This is a genomic window from Aeromicrobium sp. (genome assembly GCF_049587115.1).
In the GTDB taxonomy this organism is placed as follows: Bacteria; Actinomycetota; Actinomycetes; order Propionibacteriales; family Nocardioidaceae; genus Aeromicrobium.
Genome location: NZ_JBAVDI010000085.1, coordinates 1 through 19,854 on the forward strand (window position 1 = coordinate 1; position 19,854 = coordinate 19,854).

Genomic DNA, 19,854 nt, shown 5'->3' on the forward strand with positions numbered 1-19,854 from the left:
GCACCACACCTACACCAATGTCGTCGGCAAGGACAACGACCTCGGCTACGGCATCATGCGCGTCGACGAGGACCAGCGCTGGATGCCCTTCTACCTCGCGCAGCCGCTGTGGAACTTCGTCAACGCCTGCTTCTTCGAGTACGGCATCGCGGCGTACGACCTCGAGCTCGGCAAGAATCTGTCGATCCCGAAGGACCAGAGAAGCGACGACTTCAAGGCCCGTGCCAAGCAGACCTTGAGGAAGATCCGTCAGCAGGCCACCAAGGACTACGTCGTCCACCCCACCCTGTCAATCCCGACCGGTTCCTTCCTGCCGACCCTGGCAGCGAACTTCACAGCCAACGTGGTCCTCAACCTGTGGACCCACTCGGTCATCATGTGCGGCCACTTCCCCGAGGGCGTCGAGACCTTCGAAAAGGCGTCGATCGAGGGTGAGACCCGCGGTGACTGGTACCTGCGCCAGATGCTCGGCTCGGCCAACATCTCCGGTTCCCGACTGATGCACCTGATGACCGGCAACCTGAGCTTCCAGATCGAGCACCACCTGTTCCCGGACCTGCCCAGCAACCGGTACGCCGAGATCGCGCCCCAGGTCAAGGCGCTCTTCGACAAGTACGACCTGAACTACATCTCGGCGCCGCTGCCGAAGCAGGTCTACTCCGCTTGGCACAAGATCGTGCGCCTGTCGCTGCCGAACGACTGGCTCGCCGAGACCACTCCGAAGAACGCTCCGTCGCAGCTGGTCAAGCTGTACAAGATGACCACCGGTGGCAAGAAGGTGCGCCGCGCCATCGAGCTGAAGGATCAGGTCAGGAAGCGAGACGTGGCCAAGGCCGCGTAACTCGAGCGACCGCCGTCACGGCAGCGGCAGCAGCCGCTGCATCGACACTGAGGTCTCAGAGGCCCGAATCGTCCAGGACCCAGCGAGTCGTCTCGTCAGAACTCGACTTTTGACATATGTCCTGGCGTCTTCCGTAGTCGCTTTGGATTGAATGGCCCAGTCCGGCGACCAGACTCGGCGGTTTGACGTAACGCAGATCATCGTCCATGAATGAGGACGATGAGGAACTGATGAGATGACTCGTCTCAAGCTGCTGGCGGGCGAATTCTCCGATAGCAAACACGACAACCCCCATAGATATGGCCTGACACCGTGTCAGGGGTCAAGGCTGTTCGCTGAGTTTGTCGGCGGTCAGCCTGTCGGCCCTTGTTCCTTGGCGCGCCGGGCAACCGGTTTGCCACCGACGATGATGATCGAGGAGTCATCGACATCAAACAATTGGTCGGCCGCCTTGCCGGGAGGTATGGGCTGGGGGTTGAGCTCAACGTCGGAGCCGATCGGCACATCGGCAGGGGTGTGATCTGCTGTCGGCAGCTGATCGGGATCGATGGCCCCGCCCGCCGTGGTGTGAGGACCGGATGAGCCGACATCCTCGAGTCGGGGGTCGTCGAAGACGCCGTCGTGCAACTCTGTCGCCGCATCGTGGACCCGGCCAGCCCGGGCCTTCTTGGCAGCCCACTTCATGTCGGCCGCCTCCGATTCCGCGATGACGTGCTCGACGTCCTGGTGTCTGCCGTTCCACAGCTCCTTCGCCTTGGCTCCGGCGACGCCGCCCTTGTCCATCGCTTCCTCGGCCTTTGCCATCTTGGCCTGGAATTCCTCTTCCGTCTCGGGGATGGCGTTGGGGTCGACCGGGAACGTCGACTCGCCCGGGTGCTCGTCGCCGCCGCCGAAGACGTCGTCGAGCGCACCGCCGACCCATTTTCCGGCGTCCTTGGCGGCATCGACGAGGTCGTCCGCCTTGTCGATGGCAGCGGCTGCGGCCGCGACCTGCGGGGCTGCTGCAGCCAGACCGGTGAGGGCCGAATTCTCGCCCGCGGACTCTGCGTCGTTCTCGTCGTACGTGTTTCCAGCCATGATTCTCTCCTGGTCTCTCGTGGAGACGATTGGAGAAGCCTCGGGGTTGGGATGGATGCAGGCTGGGCCGATCGCCACCTCTCAGTGAACCACGTCCGACCGGCGTCGCATACGCCGTCATCGAGAACGTGGTCGTCGAGAAGATGGCATCAAGGTGATCGACACACCTAGGTCGCCGCTGCTGCTCGTTAACTCGTCCCTGGCGGACTTCGTTCAGTCTGTATGGCCGTCATCGCGCACTGGTGCCGGGACAACGCGGTGGCTAGTCTCGAATCGTGACGGGCGAGCCATCGAGCATGTTCGAGGCGATCTACGCAGGCGCGGACGCCGGTGGTGCCACCCCGCCCTGGGACTTCGGCGCACCTCGTCCACAGCTGGTGGAGTGGGCCGAGGCGCGAGACTTGGCGGGCGGTGGCCGCGAGGCGCTGGTGGTGGGATGCGGCTACGGGGCTGACGCCGAGTTCCTCGCATGGTTGGGATTTCGAACCACGGGCTTCGACTTCGCGCCGACCGCGATTGCTGCAGCGCGGCGAAAGTATCCCGCCAGCGAGGTGAACTACTTCGTTGCCGACGTCTTGGACCTTCCCCGCGCGTGGCAGCGTAGGTTCGACCTGGTTGTAGAGAGTCTTACAGTGCAGTCGATGCCGCCTGAACAGCACACGGCCGCTGCGCAGAACATCGCCGCGCTAGTGGCACCAGAAGGCACGCTGCTGGTCCTCGCGACCACACGGGACGAACGGTCCGAGATGAAGGGACCGCCGTGGCCGCTGACCCGTACAGAGCTCGAGGAGTTTGCGAACGGCGACCTCGCCCTGCGCCGAGTCGAGCGGGTCGAGAGCGGCGCTTGGTGGCGAGCCGAACTGTCGAGAGGAGGGGCAGGTTTGACCAGTCAGGCGCCCTTCTCCTAGACCCGCTCGTGCCCGTGGTCGTCTCGCGGCGAAAAGACGCAGGTCCGACCTTTCGAGCTGGAGTCGCTTTAGAGCACGTAGGGAAGTTGGGCACTCATGGGTTCTTGAAGACGTCGTGGTCGCCGACGCGGCGCCACTGAACGGCGAGTTCGTTGTCGATGGTGACGAACTCGAACGTTGCTCGGCCGTCAGGGCTGGCGAACGACCAAGTCATCTCGAGGACTCCGTGGGTTGATCGAACTGACTTGACCCGGAGCGAGGCCGGCCAGGGGGTTGCCGGATCTGCGGCGTACGCATCGCATGCGGGTACGAACTTGTCTCGTACGACGTTTTTGAACTCGGTCGCGTGCTCGGACTTCAATCGGCGGTAGTCGCTATCGAAGGCGGGGGTGGTGGCGAACTTCACTCGGCGGCGTCGAGCTTGTCGAGGTGGGTCAGGAAGTCGTCGCCGCTTTCGTGAACGGTGACTCGTCCGGCGGCGACGTGCTCGTCGACCTCGCGCTCACGCTGCTGCCAGCGCTCAGACCAGAACCATGCCTGGTCAGCGGGAACGGGCAGGGCTGGTCGCAGTTCAATGACGCCATCGGCGCGTTCGGTGATCTCAAGCTGCGCTCCGGGCTCGTCCAGATGCAGACGCTGACGCAGCTCGGCGGGAAGCGAAATCACGCCGCGGCGCTGCAGCCCGACGTAGCCGTGGAATCCCTGGGTCTCGGCAGTCATATCTCCATTGTGTCACGCACACGGATATGCAGCAAGACGGTTTTTCTGCAGCCCCGGGCCGGGTAGAAGGCCGTCAGCTAATCCGTGACCTACCGATGATCTGCCCCACGCCAACGCGAGCTGGTCAGACGCCGGCGATGTAAGCGGTGAGGAAATGAACTCCGTGGCGGTCGAGGTTGCCGCGTGCCCGGTCGTAGTGCTCGGTGGTGCGCGGGTCAGCATGGCGGGCCAAGATCTGCGCGTCTCGCAGTGGGACGCCGGCATCGAGGGCGTTGACTCACACCTAGCCGAGAGTCACATCATTCTGGGTGGATTGACGCAACCCGTCTCGCACCCGCCTCCGGTTCCCGGAGGCTGTCGACGCGCCAGTAGGCCCCGTCAGCGTCGTGAAGGCAACTGAGGAGTTTGTCCTCGGTTGGAGTCGGCGTCTCCGTAGGCTGCAGCCATGACCCACGACGCCGATGAGCTCGAGCGCCTCTACGCCTACCCCGCGACCGAGCGCCCCTGGGTACGGACCAACTTCGTCTCGACACTCGACGGCGGCGCGGCCGGCGCCGATGGCAAATCCGGGTCGCTGGGCGGAGAGACGGACACCACGGTCTTCGCACTGCTCCGCTCGCTGGCCGACGTCATCGTGGTCGGCGCCGGAACGGCCCGCGACGAGGGCTACGCCCACTACGCGGTCGATGCCGACCTGCGTGCTCGTCTGGGACTCTCACCGGTTCCCGTGATGGCAGTGGTCAGCAGGCGACTCGACATTCCCGAGCCGCTGCTCGTCCCCGACAACCTGGTGGTCACGTCGGCTACAACGGATCCAGCCAGACTCGCCGCTCTTCGGGGATCCGTCGAGGTCCTGGCCCTGGGTGACGGCGAGATCGACTGGCCCGGAGTGCTGGCGGAGTTCGCCGACCGCGGGTGGACCCGCATCCTCTGCGAGGGCGGTCCCAGCCTGCACGGCGAGCTCATCGCGCAGGACCTGGTCGATGAGTTGTGCCTCACGATCGCGCCGATCCTCACTGCAGGTGCGGCGCCACGTATCGCCCACGGCACCCACGGCACCGACCGCCGCATGGAGCTCGCCCACTCGATCGAGGCCGATGGCGGACTGCTGACCCGGTGGGTCCGCGACCGCGGATGACTCGGATCCGCAGCCGAAACCCGATAGGCTGGAGTGTCCAGCACCCTTCGGCGCCACTCCCGTCAGCCGTAGACAGTACCCACCGCGAGGAGCCCTCTCATGCGGATGAGCAAGATTCACCGCGTCGTCGTCGCGGGGGTCGCGGCGATGATCGCTACCGCCGCCGCCGTGACGTTCACCCGTGGCGAGCCGAGCATCCCCTCCCGTGCCTCCTCCCTGCCCAGCACCTCCACTGCCGGCTCCCCCACCGTCTCAGGCAGCACGGCGGGGACAGCGGACGCAGCTCCCGAGGCGCGGCAGACAAACGAGCCCGGGTCGCCGGACGAGTCCACCGCTGACTCACCCAAGGCCAACACCTCGACGACCCGCCCGCGTGGCACGAACGGCGGAAGCGGGGTCCCGGCCACCACCGCACCACCCCCGCCGTCCGAATCTCCGTCGACATCACCGTCCCCTGAGCCCTCGCCGACTCCCACCAATCCACCGAAGACGTTCCTCGAGACACTTCTCGGCGGCTAGGGCGATCCCTTCGCACCGGCGCCTGGAGGGCAGGCCGGATCACGCCTCTAGGGTGGAACACACCGACCAGCACCACCCGAGGAGATCGCATGCCCGCCAGCCGTCTGATGCCGACTGAGGAGTCTGCGGACCTGATCGCGCTGACCCGCGACATCGTGGCCAAGGAGCTTGCTCCGACCGTCGCGGCCTTCGAGCGCGAAGCCGCATTTCCCCGTGAGTCGTTCCGGGTGCTGGGACGTGCTGGGCTGCTGTCGCTGCCGTATCCCGAGGAGGTGGGCGGCGGCGGCCAGCCTTACGAGGTCTACCTGCAAGTTCTCGAAGAAATCGCGGCCGTGTCGGCTTCAGTCGGCGTCGGCGTCAGCGTGCACGCCCTGTCCTGCTTCGGCCTGTTCACCGCTGGCACCGATGAGCAGAAGGAGCGCTGGTTGCCTCAGATGCTCTCGGGCGATCAGCTGGGGGCCTACTGTCTGTCCGAGGCCCACGCGGGCTCGGACCCTGCGGCCATGCGCACCCGCGCCGTGCGCGAGGGCGACTCGTACGTCATCAACGGCGCGAAGGCGTGGACGACGCACGGCGGCAAGGCCGACTTCTACAAGGTCATGGCGAGGACGTCCGACCCCTCGGCAGCATCCGGTGGCGGCTCGGGGGTCTCGTGCTTCTTGGTTCCGGCCGACACACCAGGCCTGACGGCGGACAACCCCGAGGACAAGATGGGCCTGATGGGGTCCACCACCGCAACGATGCTGTTCGACGACGTGCGCATCCCGGTCGAGCGTCGGCTCGGCGAGGAGGGAGACGGACTTCCGATCGCGCTCGCCGGGCTGGACTCGGGGCGTCTGGGCATTGCCGCAGTTGCGACCGGCCTGGCGCAGGGCGCGCTGGACGCCGCCGTCACCTACGCCAAGCAGCGCGAAGCCTTTGGCAAGGCCATCATCGACCATCAGGGCCTCGGCTTCCTCCTGGCGGACATGGCCGCTGCGGTCGAGTCCGCCCGGGCGACCTATCTGGCTGCGGCCCGACTCAAGGACGCCGGCCGGCCGTTCTCCCGGCAGGCCTCGATCGCGAAGCTGATCTGCACGGACAACGCCATGAAGGTCACGACCGACGCCGTTCAGGTCTTCGGCGGGGCCGGATACACCAAGGACTTCCCGGTCGAGCGTTACATGCGCGAGGCGAAGGTCATGCAGATCTTCGAAGGGACCAACCAGATCCAACGCCTGGTGATCAGCCGCGACCTCGCCCGCTAACCGTCCCGGGATCATGATCAGGTGATGGCGGCGGCGAGGTCGGCCAGGTCGGTCGCCTCGATCTCCGGTGACTGGAAGTACGACGGGTAGGACGCTGCGCCGCGGCGCAGCCACGCGGTTCGGATGCCTGCGCGCGCCGCTCCGTCGATGTCCCACGGGTGCGAGGCGACCAACATCGCGTCCTTGGCGGCGACCCCGCACCGCCCGAGTGCGTGAGCATAGGCCCCTGGCGCAGGCTTCCACGCGGGACCGTCCGCCACGGTCATGAGGCTCTCGAGGTCATCGAGCACTCCGGCGCGCTCGAGCAGACCGCTGGCCACCGCGGTCGAGCCGTTGCTCAGCGTGACGAGCCGAACTCCTGCCGCGCGGAGTGCGCGGATGCCCGTCACGACGTCCGGATGTGTCTCCAGATCATTGAATGTCCCCATGACCGATTCGACCGCCGTCGCGGCCGCGACATCGTCCATGTGAGAAACAAGTCGGATGCGCAACGCCTCGGCAGCGAGTTCGGCAAAGTTCGGGTTCTCACCCACGCTGGTCAGCGCGAACCCATCGCGAAGCAGACCGGCGAACCAGGTCTCCCGCTCGTCCGGCGCGAGCCCGACCCGTGCGAACGCCTCCGTGAGCGGGCCCATGTCGGAGAGCGTCTCGTTGACGTCGAAGACGATCATTGCGGGTGTCGGGTGCCGTGGCATGGAGTCTCCTTTCGACGCCGCGTCTCCCAGTCTGCGCCGACAGGCGTGCACCGCAACTGCGGCTGCCGAGTGACATTTCATCGACCCGGATGGAATTCCTCCGCAGCCCTATTAGTTGAAACTTGTATGACCAATCTTTTCGACCATCTGACCATGGGTTCATGGACCCTGCCCAACCGCATCGTGATGGCGCCGTTGACCCGCAATCGCGCCGAGCAGGGAGGGATCCCCGGTGACCTCGCCGTGCAGTACTACGGGCAGCGCGCATCGGCCGGGCTGATCATCACCGAAGGTTCGCAACCGAGCGCGGCCGGCCAGGGCTACCTCAACACCCCCGGTTTCCACACCGCCGAGCAGCTCGCAGGCTGGAGCCGCGTCGCCGAGGCAGTGCACGCCAAGGGCGGCCACATCGTCGCGCAGCTGATGCACGTCGGTCGGATCTCGCACCCGGACAACACCGGTGGACAGGACATCATCGCGCCGAGCGCCCTCCCGGCGCCTGCGCAGATGTTCACCGCCGACGGCCCCAAGGACCACCCGACTCCGCGCGCTCTGGAGCTCTCCGAGATCCCCGGTGTCGTCGAGGACTACGTGGCTGCCGCTCGCAACGCGATCGACGCCGGCCTCGACGGGGTAGAGGTCCACGCTGCCAACGGCTACCTGATCCATCAGTTCCTGGCTCCTGGCTCGAACGAGCGGACCGACGAATACGGCGGTTCGCCCGAGAACCGCGCACGCTTCGCGGTCGAGGTCACTCGCGCAGTCGCCGAGGCCATCGGAGCCGACAAGGTCGGCATTCGCATCTCTCCCGCCCACAACATCCAAGGCGCGACGGAGCAGGACCCGGCCGATGTCGAGGCGACGTACACAGCACTTGTGAAAGCCATCGCTCCGCTCGGCCTGGCCTACCTCAGCGTGCTCGCCGACCCCAGCCTGGAGCTCATCCAGGAGCTCCGGACGACGTTCGGTGGCGTGTTCATCGCGAACACCGGCTTCGCCAACGTGACGACCAAGGAATCGGCCCAGGCACTCCTGGACGCGGACCTTGCCGACGCGATCGCGGTGGGTCGCCCACTGATTGCCAACCCCGATCTGGTCGAACGTTGGAGGACAGACGCTGTCCTCAACGAGCCGAACGGTGCCACGTTCTACGGTGGCGGCGCCGAGGGCTACGTCGACTACCCGTTCCTGGACGGCTCGACCGCGGCCTGATCCCACGTGACCGAGGGCCCCGTCCGGCACTGACCGACGGGGCCCTCGGCGGCGGTCATCTCACGAGCGCACGTTGACGGGCATTACGCTCGCAGGCATGGCCACTGTGATCCTGGTTCGGCACGGACGCACCACCGCCAACGCCAGTGGCGTGCTGGCCGGCCGCACGGCGGGCGTCAAGCTCGACAAGACAGGACGGGAGCAGGCCGGACGCACCGCGCAGCGGCTGTCCGCCGTCCCCGTGGTCGCAGTCATCTCCAGTCCCCTCGAACGCTGCCGCCAGACCTCGCGGTCCATCCTGGAACGGCAGACAGGGGTCGCGAAGCTGCACGTCGACGCAGGAATCACCGAGTGCGACTACGGCCAGTGGCAGGGCCGCGCGCTCAGCGATCTGGCAGCCGAGGACCTGTGGTCCGTCGTGCAGACCCAGCCGTCGGCAGCGACCTTTCCCGGCGGCGAGTCTCTGGCTGCGATGCAGGCCAGGGCGATCGACTCGATCCGACGGCGCGACGGCGCACTCGAGGGCGAGCACGGCCCCGACGCGGTCTGGGTCGCGGTGAGCCATGGCGACATCATCAAGTCGATCTTGGCCGATGCCCTCGGCATGCACCTCGATCTGTTCCAACGCCTCAATGTCGACCCGGCCTCGGTCTCGATCGTGCGATACGGCACCACGCGGCCTGCGGTGCTGGCCGTCAACACGCATGCGGGAGACCTCTCGTGGCTCGGCGCGAGCACCGGATCCGCCGATGCGCAGGTGGGTGGCGGGGCAGGGCCGGAGGCGCCTGTTTCGGTCCGCTCCTAACATTGACCACATGGCAACCCTCGTCCATGGATTCGACTGGCCCGACCGACTCGTCGTCGGGACTGTCGGGCAGCCAGGATCGCGCACGTTCTACCTCCAGGCTCGCACCGGCAAGCAGATGGTCAGCGTCGCCCTCGAGAAGGAGCAGTCCGCTGCCTTGGCCGAGCGCATCGAGGAGGTGCTCGACGAGCTGATGGTCGAGGACGGCAATCCCTTCAGCGTTCCGGCCCTGACCCCTGAAGGCCTGGTCGACAACGATCCGTTGGAACAGCCGGTCGAGGAGCAGTTCCGTGCGGGCGCCATGGGACTGGGCTGGGATCCCGCAACCGCGCAGATCGTGATCGAGGCCTTCCCGTACGTCGAGATCGACGCCGACGAGCTCGCCGCGGAGGAGATCGACGTGGTCGAGCTCGAACCCACCGAGGTCATGGTGGTTCGGATTCCTGTCGGCACTGCCCGGGCCTTCGCCAAGCGCACCCGCGAGGTGGTGGGAGCGGGCCGGCCGATCTGTCCGCTCTGCCGCGTCCCGATGGACTCCGACGAGCACGTGTGCGAGCTGCCCGACGGATTCCGGTGACCACGCAGGTCGACCTGATCGACGACGAGCTGGTGCTCACGGGCCGGATCATGCCGGCATCGAATGCCACGTTCGTCGGTCAGATCGGCGATCTCTCGGTCGTCTACAAGCCGATCGCCGGCGAACGGCCCCTGTGGGACTTCCCCGACGGCAACCTGGCCCACCGCGAGGTCGCCGCGTACACACTGTCCGAGGCCCTCGCCTGGAACATCGTGCCGCACACCTGGCTGCGCGAGGGACCGATGGGCACCGGCATGGTCCAGCGCTGGCAGGAGACCGATCCCGAGCAGGACGCCGTCGACCTGGTGGCTGCCGGTTCTGTTCCCGTGACGGGGTGGTGTCAGGTCCTCGAGGGTCGTGACGCGCAGGACCGTCCGGTCGCCCTGGTCCACGAGGACACCGCCGCTCTGCGCCGAATGGCTGTGTTCGACGCGATCGCCAACAATGCCGATCGCAAGGGTGGACATGTCCTCGCCATGGCCGACCGGCACCGCTATGGCATCGACCACGGGCTCACCTTCCACGCCGAGCACAAGCTCCGCACGGTCCTGTGGGGCTGGCTCGGTCAGGATCTGCACGATGAAGAGCTCGACGGTCTGCGTCGGGTTCGCTCCGCGCTCGACGGGGATCTCGGTGTCACGCTCGCACCGCTGCTCACCGGCCGCGAGATCGAGGCGCTGGCCCGACGGTGCGACGCCTTGTTGTCCGAGTCCCGGTTTCCCGCCCCGCATGGCGAGATGCCCGCAGTCCCGTGGCCGCCGTTCTGATGGCCCACCCCCAGCTTCCGGACACGCTGCTGGTCGGCTGCGGCGATCTCGGCACCGACATCGGCCTCCGCCTGGCCGCCAGCGGCCACCACGTCGTGGGGATCAGGCGCCGCGCAGACCTGGTGCCCCCACCCCTGCAGGGCCTCTCAGCCGACCTCACCCGTGAGATGCCCACGCTGCCGCCGCTGGACCTGTCCTTCCTCGTCGTGGCGCTCACTGCCCGCCCCCGCACCGCGGAGGCCTATCGTGCGACGTACGTCGAGGGGCTGGGCCGGGCACTGGATGCGCTGGCGGCGTCCGGGCAGTCACCGCTCCGCGCGGTGCTGGTCTCGTCCACCGCCGTGTTCGGCGACCTGCCGACCGATTCGCTGATCGACGAGACGACGCCAGTGCACCCGGACGACGGACCAGCGCAGATGCTGCTCGAAGCTGAGAACGTCTTTTCCGATCGCGTGCCCGGTGGAACCATACTGCGCCTGTCCGGGCTGTATGGCGGGGACAGCGCCTTCCTGGTCGACCGGGTCCGTGAAGGCCGGATCACCGACCCCAACCGGTGGACCAATCGGATCCATCGCAGCGATGCCGCGGACGCGGTCGTCCACCTGCTGACCCGATCCGAGCCGCCAGCGTGCCTCTACATCGGCACCGATGACAAGCCTGCGCAGCTGGGCGACGTGGCAGCGCACCTGGCGGCCAGACTCGGTGTCCCAGCTCCTCCCGCCGCCGATCCTGCGCGCGGACACGGCAAGCGCCTCTCCAACGCGCGCCTTCGTGCCAGCGGATGGACGCCGCGCCACCCCACCTACCGCGAGGGGTACCCCGCCTAGGGCTCGACAGCGGGATCAAGCGAGGCGATGAGCGCCTCGACCCTTGACTTGATCTGGTCGCGAATGGGTCGCACGGCGTCCAGGCCCTGACCGGCCGGATCGTCCAGCACCCAGTCCTCGTAGCGCTTGCCGGGGAAATAGGGGCACTCATCACCGCAGCCCATCGTGATGACCACGTCGGAGGCCACGACCGCCGCTTCGGTGAGCTTCTTGGGCTGCTCGGCGGTGATGTCGATGCCGATCTCCTTCATCGCCTCTACCGCGACCGGGTTGATCTGGTCGCCGGGCGCCGAGCCCGCAGACCGCACCTCGACACGACCCCCGCCGAGGGCGTGGAGCAGGCCAGCAGCCATCTGCGACCGGCCGGCGTTGTGAACGCAGACGAACAGGACGCTGGGGCGATCAGGCATGTGACTCTCCTTGGTGCGTGTGGGGCGAAGGCGCCGTGGGGTAGAGCGCCAGAGCGAGGCCAACGCCTATTGCCGCGCCAATGATCTGCGCGACGACGAACGCCGGCACCGACGTGGGAGCGATGCCCGCAAAGGTGTCGCTGAACATCCGGCCGATCGCCACCGCCGGGTTGGCAAAGGAGGTGGAGCTGGTGAACCAGTACGCCGCGCCGATGTACGCGCCGACCGCAGGAGCCGCGAGCGCAACCCGGTCGGTGCGGACCAGCGAGAAGATCAGCAGGACCAGCCCGGCGGTCGCAACCACCTCGGCGAGCAGGTGATTCCAGCTGGCCCGCTCGTTGTGCGAGAAGGCGGGACCGACATCGAACATGGCATTCGCCAGCAAAGACCCGGCGATCCCGCCAGTGCACTGAGCGAGGATGTATGGGGCGATGTGGACACCCGCGAATCCTTCTGGATCGCGCCGGGCGAGGAACCAGTCCGCCGCCGTGACCACCGGGTTGAAGTGTGCGCCCGAGGCGGGACCCAGCATCAGGATCAGAACGGCGAGCCCGAGAGCCGTGGCCGTGCTGTTCTCCAACAGCTGGATGCCGATGTCGCCGGGAGACAGACGTGCCGCCGCGATGCCGGATCCGACGACCACCGTGACCAGAAGCGCCGTGCCCAGAAACTCGGCCAGCAGCCGACTTGCGATCGGATGTGGGGCAGCAGTCGGGACAGGGACGGTCTGGTTCACGTCCTCATCTTGACCGGAACCAAATCGCTCAGTCAAACTCGACTCAATGAATGTTGAGCGACTTCCCCTGGCGGAGCGGGCAGCGTGGCACGCTGCCCTCGCGGACGTCGCTCGCTTGGCGATCGTCGATCACCTGGCCCTGGGCGACCGCTCTCCCAGCGAGCTCCAAGCGCTGATCGGGCTACGGTCCAACCTGTTGGCCCACCACCTGAAGGTCCTCGAGCAGGCCGGCGTCGTGGTCCGACGTCGCTCAGAAGGAGATCGACGTCGGACCTACCTGACCCTGGCTCCGGTGGACATTCCGTCCGCCGATGTCGCCGTTCACGTCAACCGGGTCGTGTTCGTCTGCTCAGCCAACTCCGCCCGCTCCCAGCTGGCCGCGGCGCTGTGGACCAAGCGCAGTACCGTCCGGGCCACCTCAGCCGGCACCCATCCTGCCGACCGGATCGCTGCCGGCGCACTGGCGGTCGCAGAGCGCCGGTCCCTCCCCCTCCTGTCGGTCGCTCCGCAGCCACTGACTCAGGTCGAGCAGGCCGATGACTTCGTGATCGCCGTGTGCGACAACGCGTACGAGGAGCTCGGGGCCGCGGTGTCCCTGCACTGGTCGATCCCCGACCCGGTCGCACGTGGCGGCGCAGATGCATTCGAGGCCACCTGCGCAGAGCTCGACCGCCGCATCGCGACCCTGGCGCCGCGACTCATCGCTTCCTGAACCGCCGGCCCCCGGGACCATTGGTGCTGCAACCGCGGCAGACATCTTGTTTCCAAACCCAAAAAACATTACAATCTGGCCACCTTCCAACCTAGGAGTTGGCATGGAACGCACGTGGGAACCGCCTGACAAAGGACCGTGGGAGCTCGAGTCGACGCACTTTTCGAGGCCGGTGACGCGGTTCGCCCAGAGCGCGTACAGCACAGGTTTCGTGCGAGGATTCTCCGAGGGAACAGCCCGGTACGGTCTGCTGCTCGACCACCTGGAGCCGGGCTTGGTCAACGGATTCATGTACATGCAACCGGTGGCATTCGGGGCCCCCAAGGGCGCGATGGGTCCGCCACCCAAGCCGATCCTCTGGCTGATCACCCGCGCGCATCCCGGGATGCGCAAGCGCATCGCGACGTCGGCACGAGCGTTCGCCGACCGACAGTGGCGCGCGGACCTCAAGATGTGGGACGAGATCGACCGTCCGGCCGCCGTCGCCAAGCATCGGGAGATTCAAGACATCAGCGTCGAATCCCTGACCGACGCCGAGCTCGCGGATCATCTGCTGGCCTGCCACGACCATCTGACCGAGATGCACTACCTGCATCACAAGTACACGATCACGATGATCGCCGCCACGGGCGACTTCATCGCGAGCGCCGCCGAATGGACCGGCGTCTCCGCAGGTGAGCTCATCGGGCTGTTGCGAGGGAGCTCTGACATCTCCAAGGGCTTCGCCGCCAGCGAGCTTGATCGTGCCGCGAAGTCGATCGTGGCCAGCGAGGGAGCGCGAGCCGTGCTCGGGTCGACTGCCTCCCCCGCGGATCTGTTGACGTCACTTCGCGCCGACGCCGGGGCCGGCGCGGACGTGGCTGCCTATGTCGAGGCTGTCCAGTTCCGGTCGGTTGGCTACGACGTCGGTGACCGCAACGCCGGAGAAATGCCGCAGATCCTGATCGAGGCACTCCGCGGCGCGGTGGCGGGCTCATCGGCGCCTACCGGCGCTGGCGACCAGCTGGCACAGATCCGTGCTCGGGTGCCAGCGGCTCACGAGGCCGATTTCGACGACCGGCTGGCCGAGGCCCGGCTGGTCAACCGATTGCGCGACGAGCGTGGGGTGTACTCCGACGGTTGGGCGACCGGCCTGGCCAGGCGTGCCCTGCTCGAGGCTGGTCGGCGGTTGGTCTCAACGGGTCTGCTCTCCGATGCCGAGCACGTCGTGGACCTCGAGGCGGACGAGTGCGCGGCACTACTACGCGGCCAGCCCGGTCCAGCTGTCGAAGACGTCGCAGAACGGTACGGCTGGCGGACCACGCACACCACCGACGACGCCCCGCCATTCCTGCGCGCCATGCCCGCACCACCGCCAGCGGTCGACGTCCTCCCCCCGGCAGCTCGCCGCGCAGCACGGGCAGCGGACGCGGTGCTGCACAACCTGTTCGGCGTCCCCGACACACCCAACACCGATGATGTGCTGCACGGACTCGCGGTCAACACCGGCAGCTACGAAGGGACCGCGCGCCTGGTGGACGACTCAGCTGACTTCGAGCGCATCCAGCAGGGCGACGTGCTCGTCACTCGCATGACCTCGCCCTACTTCAACGTCGTCCTTCCCCTTCTGGGAGCGATCGTGACCGACCGCGGCGGTCAGCTGTGTCATGCCGCGATCGTGGCACGGGAGTACGGCATCCCGGGGATCGTCGGTACCCGCGAGGCGACCAAGAAGATCCGCGATGGCGCTCGCGTGCGCGTCGACGGCAGCTCGGGAGAGGTCCGGCTGCTCGGGTGAGCGAGATCGTCGCCCTGTCAGCAGCGACGGACCCAGCCAGGTTCGGGGGCAAGGCAGTGCAGCTCGGTGCGGCGATCCGCGCCGGGCTGCCCACGCCCGACGGCGTCGCCATGTCGTGCGTGGCGTCGGCCGCCGTGGCGGACGGCCACATCGACATGCGCAGCCACCTCGTGCAGCTCGTCGGATCAAGGGAGCCGCTCGCCGTTCGCTCCAGTGCTGTCGGTGAGGACTCCGCCGCCGCCAGCTTCGCCGGCACGCATCTCAGCGAGCTGGGCGTGCGCGGCGACGTGGCGTTGTTCGCAGCGGTATGCGACGTCGTGAAATCCGGAGCCGACCCCGGGGCCCGCGCCTACCGCGAACGTATGGATCTGTGCGAGGCAGGCATGGCCGTGGTCGTCCAGCAGTTGATCGACGCCGAGGTCGCCGGGGTCATGTTCACCCGCAACCCGGTCTCCGGGGCCGACGAGAGGGTGATCGAGGCGAGCTGGGGTCTGGGCGAAGTGGTGGTCTCGGGACTGGTGACCCCCGACCGGTTCGTGCTGGACACCCGGGGTGAGCTGCGCGAAGCGCAGGCCGGCGAGAAGGACCTCGCCATCCGGATACACGAGACCTGCGGCGTGGAAGCAGTCACGATCACCGGCAGCCTGGTGACACAGCCGTGCCTCAGCGGACGAGACCTGATCGCGCTCCACCAGCTAGCCCTCCTGTGCGACACGGTCTTCGACAGTCGCGACCACGACATCGAGTTCGCGTTCCGCGCCGGTGAGCTCTTCCTGCTGCAGCGCCGGCCGATCACCCATGGTTGAACGCGGCGTCGCCCGTGGTCTGGTGGCGGCGTGTCTCAGCGCCGCCCTGATGCCTCTCAACTCCACGATGATCGCGGTCGCGATACCGGCCATCGCAGCAGAGACCCAGCAAAGTGCGTCAGTAGTCACGCAGGCCTTGGTCGCGACGTATCTGGTCGCCGCCATCGCCCTGCAAAGTCCAGGCGGGAAGCTCGGTGACCGACTCGGTCACTGGAAGGTGCTCGCGCTGGGACAGATCACGATGGCAGCCGGCGCGCTGCTGGGCTTCTTGGCGCCAAACCTCCCGGTTCTGGCCACCTCCCGGATCCTGATGGCTGCCGGGGGCGCCGTCGTCGTACCGGCGACTCTGGCTCTTATCCGACTGGAGCTGCCCGCAGACCGACGCGGCCGGGCCTTCGGCGCCTTTGGCGCGGTCATGTCCCTGGCGGCCGGGATCGGACCGATCCTGGGCGGTGAGCTCGTACGACTCTTCGGGTGGCCGAGCGTGTTCCTCGCCAATCTGCCTGTGCTGGCACTGTCAGCGGCGATCGCCGCCTCGACGGCTCATCCCAAGCGAGCCGCGGCGCCGGCCGCGCGGTTCGACGTCGTGGGTTCGGTGTTGCTCACCGGACTGCTGACCGCGATCGTCGCCGGCCTGCAGATCGGTGGTGCTGCCGGCGGGCTCGCGCTCGTCATCGGTCTGGCCATGATCGCTCCGTTCGTGTGGGCGGAGCGGCGGGCCGGTGATCCAGTCATCGCGTTCGCGTTGTTCCGCTCCCGGACCTTCGCGGCAGGCACACTGCTCGTCGCGTTGATCAACATGGTGATGTACGCCTTGTTGTTCGAAATCCCTTTGCTGCTCGACGCCAGGTTTGATCTCGGTGCTTCACGCATCGGCCAGCTGCTGGTCTTCATGATGATCGCCATGGTCATCACCTCGCTTGCAGCGGGTCGCCTCACCGATCAGTTCGGTTCCCGACCGCTGGCCGTGTCCGGAACCCTGGTGTGCATCGTGTCAGTCGCACTCATGCGTATCGGCGCACTGAACGACCCGAGCCAGCTGAGGTTGCCGCTGGTGCTTCTCGGCGTCGGTGTCGGGCTGGCCAACCCCGCAGCACAGAACGCGTCTCTCGCGAGCGTGGCCAGCGCATCCAGTGGCATGGCTGCGGGAATCAGCTCGACCATGCGTTATCTCGGTGGTGTCGCGGGTGTCGTCGTGCTCGGCAGCCTGCTCGACCTCGAGGGGTCCCGCATCAGTGTGCTGGCCGAGCACCGCAGCATCCTGACGGTTTTTCTTTTCGTGCTGGCGGCCGGTCTGGTGTGTGCCGCCCTGTTGGGTCCGTCCAGCGAGGATGCACGCGATGACAGGTCGGCCGGGACGGACTCGTCGCCTCCAGGAGCGCGTCGGCCCAGAACAGGACCGGCGCGCTGACCTGTGGTCAACAGCTCGATGCTCGACGCGACGGCCGGGACTCAGTCGGCGAAGCGGTCCGTCGCTTCGATGATGGCTTCGAAGATCCCAGGTTCCTGGAAGGAGTGACCAGCGTCCGGGATCATGATGAACTCCGCCTCCGGCCAAGCGCGATGCAGGTCCCACGCGGTCGTCGCCGGAGTGCACATGTCGTAGCGACCTTGGATGATGACGCCCGGGATGTCCTTGAGCTTGCTCGCTTCGGCGATGAGCTGGCCCTCGGAGAACCACCCCTCGTTCATGAAGAAGTGGTTCTCAATCCGCGCGAACGCCACCGCGAACGAGTCCTCGGTGAAGTGGTCGATCACGGCAGGATCCTGCAGCAGGGTGATGGTGGAGGACTCCCACCGTGACCACGCCTTGGCGGCCGGCACGTGCACCGCAGGATCCGGGTCGTTGAGCAAGCGGCTGTAGGCCTCGATGAGTCGGCCTCGCTCGTTCTCAGGAACCGGTTCGACGTACCCCTCCCAGAGATCGGGGTAGACGTTCGCGGCCCCGCCCTCGTAGAACCAGTCGAGCTCGCTCTTGCGCAGGGTGAAGATGCCTCGAAGCACCAGCTCGCTCACGCTGTCGGGGTGTTTCTGGGCGTACGCAAGGGCCAGCGCCGAGCCCCACGAGCCGCCGCACACCAGCCAGGTGTCGATACCCAGGTGCGAGCGCAACGACTCCATGTCAGCGACGATGTGCCAGGTGGTGATGGCGGTCAGGTCGGCATTCGGTGCACTGGCGTGCGGCAGGCTGTTGCCACAACCACGTTGGTCGAACAGCACGATGCGATACTTCGCCGGATCGAACACCTGTCGCTGATCCGGGTTGGACGCCCCGCCGGGTCCACCGTGCAAGTACACCGCGGGCTTGCCGTCGGGGTTGCCGGAGACCTCGTAGTAGATCTGCTGGCCATCGCCGACATCGAGAAGGCCTGAGTCGAAGGGTTCGATCTCGCGATTCACGTCACGCATGCCTCGACCCTAACGAGCCGGTGATCGACAGCGGGGGCCGCCGCTGGTGTCAGCCGGGCCGCGGCGCCGTCAGGCGGGGTCGGTGGGCGCGGCGGCCTGGATGTCGCCTTCGTGGGACGTGCCGGCTGGCCCCACTGTGTTCAAGGCCCGTCTCAGTGCTTGTGCGATTGGCACGTAGGCGTAACCCGGCTCCAACAGGTCTACCCGCACCAGCTGGTCCCGGCACACCATGTCGTGCCTGAGGCTGTCGATGAGGGTATTGACCTCGGTCCGTGGCATGCGAGCGATGAGGGCGCAGCCGAGTCCGACCAACCTGCGGGGCACCAGCGGCACGACCAGCTGGACGCGTCGCAGTCCGGCGATGTCGGCAAACAGGGCAAGGAGCTCGACATAGGTCAGAACCTGATCCCCACCGACGTCGAAGTGCTCGTTGAGCGGTTCGCCCAACAGGGCACGCCCGATCAGGTGCACTACGTCCTCGACTGCGACGGGTTGGATCTTGCTGCGCATCCATGCCGGGACCGGCGTGACACAAGGGATCCGCTCGCTGAGGCGCTTCAACAGCTCGTAGGACGTGGAGCCCGACCCGATGACCATCGACGCACGCAGCACGACCGCCGGCACCGCCGCCGCAAGAAAAATTCGCTCCACTTCCTGGCGAGATCGCAGATGGGCCGAGAGCTCCCCGGTGGGAACCAACCCTGACAGGTAGACGATCCGAGCGACGCCGGCCCGCTCACACGCCGACGCCATCCTGGTGGCGGCATCACGATCCTTGCGCGCGAAGTCCTCGGACTCCATCGAGTGGACCAGGTAGATCACGGCATCGACACCCTCCACGGCGCGGGCCACCTGCTCATCGTCCTCGATGTCCAGCTCGCGGGTCTCGACCTCGTCGTTCCACGGATAGTCTCTCGTTCCCGAGCGGGAACGGCTGGCAGCAATCACGTTGTGACCTGCTGCGACCAGCGACGGGACGAGGCGCGACCCGACGTATCCGGTCGCCCCGGTGACAAGGACTCGAAGGGCTTCTCGTGAGTCGTCGGAGGGCGAGCCGCCGACGAGCTCTTTGGACGATGCTGACATGAGGAGAATCCGAGCCCTAACGTGCGGCCGAGGAGTCCGCGACGCCCGGGAACCCCAGCGCCTCGGCGAGACCAGCGGCATCGGCGACCGTGATGGTGGCCCCCGGGTGCTTGATGTGCTTGGTCGGGTCGATGCCCGGTACCGGGTCGCGGAACTTCACGCACAGACCCTTGCGGCTGGTGGTGGCAAAACTGATTCCGCGGTCACTCATGGACAGGTGAGGCGGCCCGGCCGTCTTGAAGAACGCGTAGCCGCCACTGATCTCGGCCCCTGAGATGTTGCTCAGCGGCGAGCGCAGCGTCCACAGCCCGTAGTGAACGTGCAGCTCGGTTGGCGAGACCTCGACCCATGCCGTGCGGGGCGTCAGACCGAAAGCGAGTGCGGGAAGCCGATAGCGGGGCTCCCAGGCGAAGTCGAACCGTCGCGCACTCATCGCCGCACCTCGGCCATCAGGGCCGAGCCGGCGAGCACTGATACCGCTACGTGATCTCTCTCAACGTCGACCATGAATCCTGCGTACCCAGTTCGCGGGCAATGATGCCCTTGAGCGCCCCATACGTCTGATCGGCGGTCCCCTGGGCTCGC

23 protein-coding genes are annotated in these 19,854 nt (G+C 67.0%); 14 read left to right on the forward strand and 9 right to left on the reverse strand.

Translation table 11 applies throughout. The annotated features are described in order from the left end of the window. A partial coding sequence (locus WB461_RS08595) for a fatty acid desaturase family protein (protein ID WP_423852316.1) occupies positions 1–841 on the forward strand: 841 nt, incomplete at its 5' end. 351 nt (positions 842–1,192) lie between these two features. Here the strand turns inward: WB461_RS08595 and WB461_RS08600 are convergent. Beyond that, the gene (locus WB461_RS08600) at positions 1,193–1,918 is read right to left on the reverse strand and encodes a hypothetical protein (RefSeq protein WP_423852317.1); all 726 of its coding nucleotides are present in this window, start codon (positions 1,916–1,918) and stop codon (positions 1,193–1,195) included. A 275-nt stretch (positions 1,919–2,193) separates the two neighbouring features. On the opposite strand from WB461_RS08600, the gene WB461_RS08605 reads away from it, so the two are divergent. Further along, positions 2,194–2,826 carry a class I SAM-dependent methyltransferase gene (locus tag WB461_RS08605; protein ID WP_423852318.1) on the forward strand — a complete coding sequence of 211 codons (633 nt, stop codon included), beginning with the start codon at positions 2,194–2,196 and terminating at the stop codon, positions 2,824–2,826. Between the two features lie 94 nt (positions 2,827–2,920). On the opposite strand, the gene WB461_RS08610 is transcribed toward WB461_RS08605, so the two are convergent. Both WB461_RS08610 and WB461_RS08615 read right to left on the reverse strand, forming a co-directional pair. Beyond that, on the reverse strand, positions 2,921–3,232 hold the full coding sequence (locus WB461_RS08610; protein ID WP_423852319.1) for a hypothetical protein: 312 nt from the start codon (positions 3,230–3,232) through the stop codon (positions 2,921–2,923). Continuing rightward, the gene (locus WB461_RS08615) at positions 3,229–3,546 is read right to left on the reverse strand and encodes an AbrB/MazE/SpoVT family DNA-binding domain-containing protein (protein ID WP_423852320.1); all 318 of its coding nucleotides are present in this window, start codon (positions 3,544–3,546) and stop codon (positions 3,229–3,231) included. Before WB461_RS08615 ends, WB461_RS08610 begins: the two co-directional genes overlap by 4 nt. 445 nt (positions 3,547–3,991) lie before the next feature. Here WB461_RS08615 and WB461_RS08620 point away from each other — a divergent pair, with 445 nt between their 5' ends. The 3 genes from WB461_RS08620 (at position 3,992) to WB461_RS08630 (ending at position 6,450) form a co-directional block, all read left to right on the forward strand. After that, positions 3,992–4,684 (forward strand): pyrimidine reductase family protein, encoded by a 693-nt coding sequence (locus tag WB461_RS08620; protein ID WP_423852321.1) that lies wholly within the window; start codon positions 3,992–3,994, stop codon positions 4,682–4,684. 105 nt (positions 4,685–4,789) lie between these two features. Beyond that, positions 4,790–5,203, forward strand: a complete 414-nt coding sequence (locus WB461_RS08625; protein ID WP_423852322.1) for a hypothetical protein — start codon at positions 4,790–4,792, stop codon at positions 5,201–5,203. 89 nt (positions 5,204–5,292) lie between these two features. Continuing rightward, a complete protein-coding gene (locus WB461_RS08630; protein ID WP_423852323.1) occupies positions 5,293–6,450 on the forward strand; it encodes an acyl-CoA dehydrogenase family protein in 1,158 nt (385 codons plus the stop codon). A gap of 17 nt (positions 6,451–6,467) precedes the next feature. Here the strand turns inward: WB461_RS08630 and WB461_RS08635 are convergent, their stop codons facing one another. After that, on the reverse strand, positions 6,468–7,145 hold the full coding sequence (locus tag WB461_RS08635; RefSeq protein ID WP_423852324.1) for a haloacid dehalogenase type II: 678 nt from the start codon (positions 7,143–7,145) through the stop codon (positions 6,468–6,470). A 126-nt stretch (positions 7,146–7,271) separates the two neighbouring features. On the opposite strand from WB461_RS08635, the gene WB461_RS08640 reads away from it, so the two are divergent. The 5 genes from WB461_RS08640 (at position 7,272) to WB461_RS08660 (ending at position 11,333) form a co-directional block, all read left to right on the forward strand. After that, a complete protein-coding gene (locus tag WB461_RS08640; RefSeq protein WP_423852325.1) occupies positions 7,272–8,357 on the forward strand; it encodes an alkene reductase in 1,086 nt (361 codons plus the stop codon). A gap of 97 nt (positions 8,358–8,454) precedes the next feature. Beyond that, positions 8,455–9,162 carry a histidine phosphatase family protein gene (locus WB461_RS08645; RefSeq protein ID WP_423852326.1) on the forward strand — a complete coding sequence of 236 codons (708 nt, stop codon included), beginning with the start codon at positions 8,455–8,457 and terminating at the stop codon, positions 9,160–9,162. A 10-nt stretch (positions 9,163–9,172) separates the two neighbouring features. Continuing rightward, a complete protein-coding gene (locus WB461_RS08650) occupies positions 9,173–9,739 on the forward strand; it encodes a DUF3090 domain-containing protein (RefSeq protein WP_423852327.1) in 567 nt (188 codons plus the stop codon). Then, positions 9,736–10,506 carry an SCO1664 family protein gene (locus tag WB461_RS08655; protein ID WP_423852328.1) on the forward strand — a complete coding sequence of 257 codons (771 nt, stop codon included), beginning with the start codon at positions 9,736–9,738 and terminating at the stop codon, positions 10,504–10,506. Before WB461_RS08650 ends, WB461_RS08655 begins: the two co-directional genes overlap by 4 nt. Continuing rightward, complete coding sequence (locus WB461_RS08660) at positions 10,491–11,333, forward strand: hypothetical protein (protein WP_423852329.1); 843 nt, start codon at positions 10,491–10,493, stop codon at positions 11,331–11,333. The genes WB461_RS08655 and WB461_RS08660 overlap by 16 nt, the downstream gene beginning before the upstream one ends. On the opposite strand, the gene WB461_RS08665 is transcribed toward WB461_RS08660, so the two are convergent. Next, positions 11,330–11,743: an arsenate reductase ArsC gene (locus WB461_RS08665; protein ID WP_423852330.1), complete on the reverse strand. Its 414-nt coding sequence runs from the start codon at positions 11,741–11,743 to the stop codon at positions 11,330–11,332. The genes WB461_RS08660 and WB461_RS08665 overlap by 4 nt on opposite strands. Beyond that, positions 11,736–12,479, reverse strand: coding sequence for an MIP/aquaporin family protein (locus tag WB461_RS08670; RefSeq protein ID WP_423852331.1), 744 nt, complete (start codon positions 12,477–12,479; stop codon positions 11,736–11,738). Before WB461_RS08670 ends, WB461_RS08665 begins: the two co-directional genes overlap by 8 nt. 46 nt (positions 12,480–12,525) lie before the next feature. On the opposite strand from WB461_RS08670, the gene WB461_RS08675 reads away from it, so the two are divergent. The 4 genes from WB461_RS08675 to WB461_RS08690 all read left to right on the forward strand — a co-directional run bounded on the left by WB461_RS08675 (position 12,526) and on the right by WB461_RS08690 (position 17,185). Further along, the gene (locus WB461_RS08675) at positions 12,526–13,191 is read left to right on the forward strand and encodes a helix-turn-helix domain-containing protein (RefSeq protein WP_423852332.1); all 666 of its coding nucleotides are present in this window, start codon (positions 12,526–12,528) and stop codon (positions 13,189–13,191) included. Between the two features lie 103 nt (positions 13,192–13,294). After that, positions 13,295–14,968, forward strand: coding sequence for a PEP-utilizing enzyme (locus WB461_RS08680; protein WP_423852333.1), 1,674 nt, complete (start codon positions 13,295–13,297; stop codon positions 14,966–14,968). Next, a complete protein-coding gene (locus WB461_RS08685) occupies positions 14,965–15,774 on the forward strand; it encodes a PEP/pyruvate-binding domain-containing protein (protein WP_423852334.1) in 810 nt (269 codons plus the stop codon). The genes WB461_RS08680 and WB461_RS08685 overlap by 4 nt, the downstream gene beginning before the upstream one ends. Beyond that, a complete protein-coding gene (locus WB461_RS08690; protein WP_423852335.1) occupies positions 15,767–17,185 on the forward strand; it encodes an MFS transporter in 1,419 nt (472 codons plus the stop codon). The genes WB461_RS08685 and WB461_RS08690 overlap by 8 nt, the downstream gene beginning before the upstream one ends. Positions 17,186–17,226: 41 nt before the next feature. On the opposite strand, the gene pip is transcribed toward WB461_RS08690, so the two are convergent. The 3 genes from pip to WB461_RS08705 all read right to left on the reverse strand — a co-directional run bounded on the left by pip (position 17,227) and on the right by WB461_RS08705 (position 19,702). After that, positions 17,227–18,183 (reverse strand): prolyl aminopeptidase, encoded by a 957-nt coding sequence (gene pip, locus WB461_RS08695; protein ID WP_423852336.1) that lies wholly within the window; start codon positions 18,181–18,183, stop codon positions 17,227–17,229. A gap of 69 nt (positions 18,184–18,252) precedes the next feature. Next, positions 18,253–19,269, reverse strand: coding sequence for an NAD(P)H-binding protein (locus tag WB461_RS08700; protein WP_423852337.1), 1,017 nt, complete (start codon positions 19,267–19,269; stop codon positions 18,253–18,255). 16 nt (positions 19,270–19,285) lie between these two features. Then, complete coding sequence (locus tag WB461_RS08705; protein WP_423852338.1) at positions 19,286–19,702, reverse strand: hypothetical protein; 417 nt, start codon at positions 19,700–19,702, stop codon at positions 19,286–19,288. Positions 19,703–19,854: the final 152 nt, after the last annotated feature.

Bases quoted from the DNA above. Each gene is read 5' to 3' on its own strand.
- WB461_RS08600 (WP_423852317.1), bottom strand. From the start codon at position 1,918: ATGGCTGGAAACACGTACGACGAGAACGACGCAGAGTCCGCGGGCGAG.
- WB461_RS08615 (WP_423852320.1), bottom strand. From the start codon at position 3,546: ATGACTGCCGAGACCCAGGGATTCCACGGCTACGTCGGGCTGCAGCGC.
- WB461_RS08620 (WP_423852321.1), top strand. From the start codon at position 3,992: ATGACCCACGACGCCGATGAGCTCGAGCGCCTCTACGCCTACCCCGCG.
- WB461_RS08625 (WP_423852322.1), top strand. From the start codon at position 4,790: ATGAGCAAGATTCACCGCGTCGTCGTCGCGGGGGTCGCGGCGATGATC.
- WB461_RS08630 (WP_423852323.1), top strand. From the start codon at position 5,293: ATGCCCGCCAGCCGTCTGATGCCGACTGAGGAGTCTGCGGACCTGATC.
- WB461_RS08635 (WP_423852324.1), bottom strand. From the start codon at position 7,145: ATGCCACGGCACCCGACACCCGCAATGATCGTCTTCGACGTCAACGAG.
- WB461_RS08640 (WP_423852325.1), top strand. From the start codon at position 7,272: ATGACCAATCTTTTCGACCATCTGACCATGGGTTCATGGACCCTGCCC.
- WB461_RS08645 (WP_423852326.1), top strand. From the start codon at position 8,455: ATGGCCACTGTGATCCTGGTTCGGCACGGACGCACCACCGCCAACGCC.
- WB461_RS08650 (WP_423852327.1), top strand. From the start codon at position 9,173: ATGGCAACCCTCGTCCATGGATTCGACTGGCCCGACCGACTCGTCGTC.
- WB461_RS08665 (WP_423852330.1), bottom strand. From the start codon at position 11,743: ATGCCTGATCGCCCCAGCGTCCTGTTCGTCTGCGTTCACAACGCCGGC.
- WB461_RS08675 (WP_423852332.1), top strand. From the start codon at position 12,526: ATGAATGTTGAGCGACTTCCCCTGGCGGAGCGGGCAGCGTGGCACGCT.
- WB461_RS08680 (WP_423852333.1), top strand. From the start codon at position 13,295: ATGGAACGCACGTGGGAACCGCCTGACAAAGGACCGTGGGAGCTCGAG.
- WB461_RS08690 (WP_423852335.1), top strand. From the start codon at position 15,767: ATGGTTGAACGCGGCGTCGCCCGTGGTCTGGTGGCGGCGTGTCTCAGC.
- pip (WP_423852336.1), bottom strand. From the start codon at position 18,183: ATGCGTGACGTGAATCGCGAGATCGAACCCTTCGACTCAGGCCTTCTC.
- WB461_RS08700 (WP_423852337.1), bottom strand. From the start codon at position 19,269: ATGTCAGCATCGTCCAAAGAGCTCGTCGGCGGCTCGCCCTCCGACGAC.
- WB461_RS08705 (WP_423852338.1), bottom strand. From the start codon at position 19,702: ATGAGTGCGCGACGGTTCGACTTCGCCTGGGAGCCCCGCTATCGGCTT.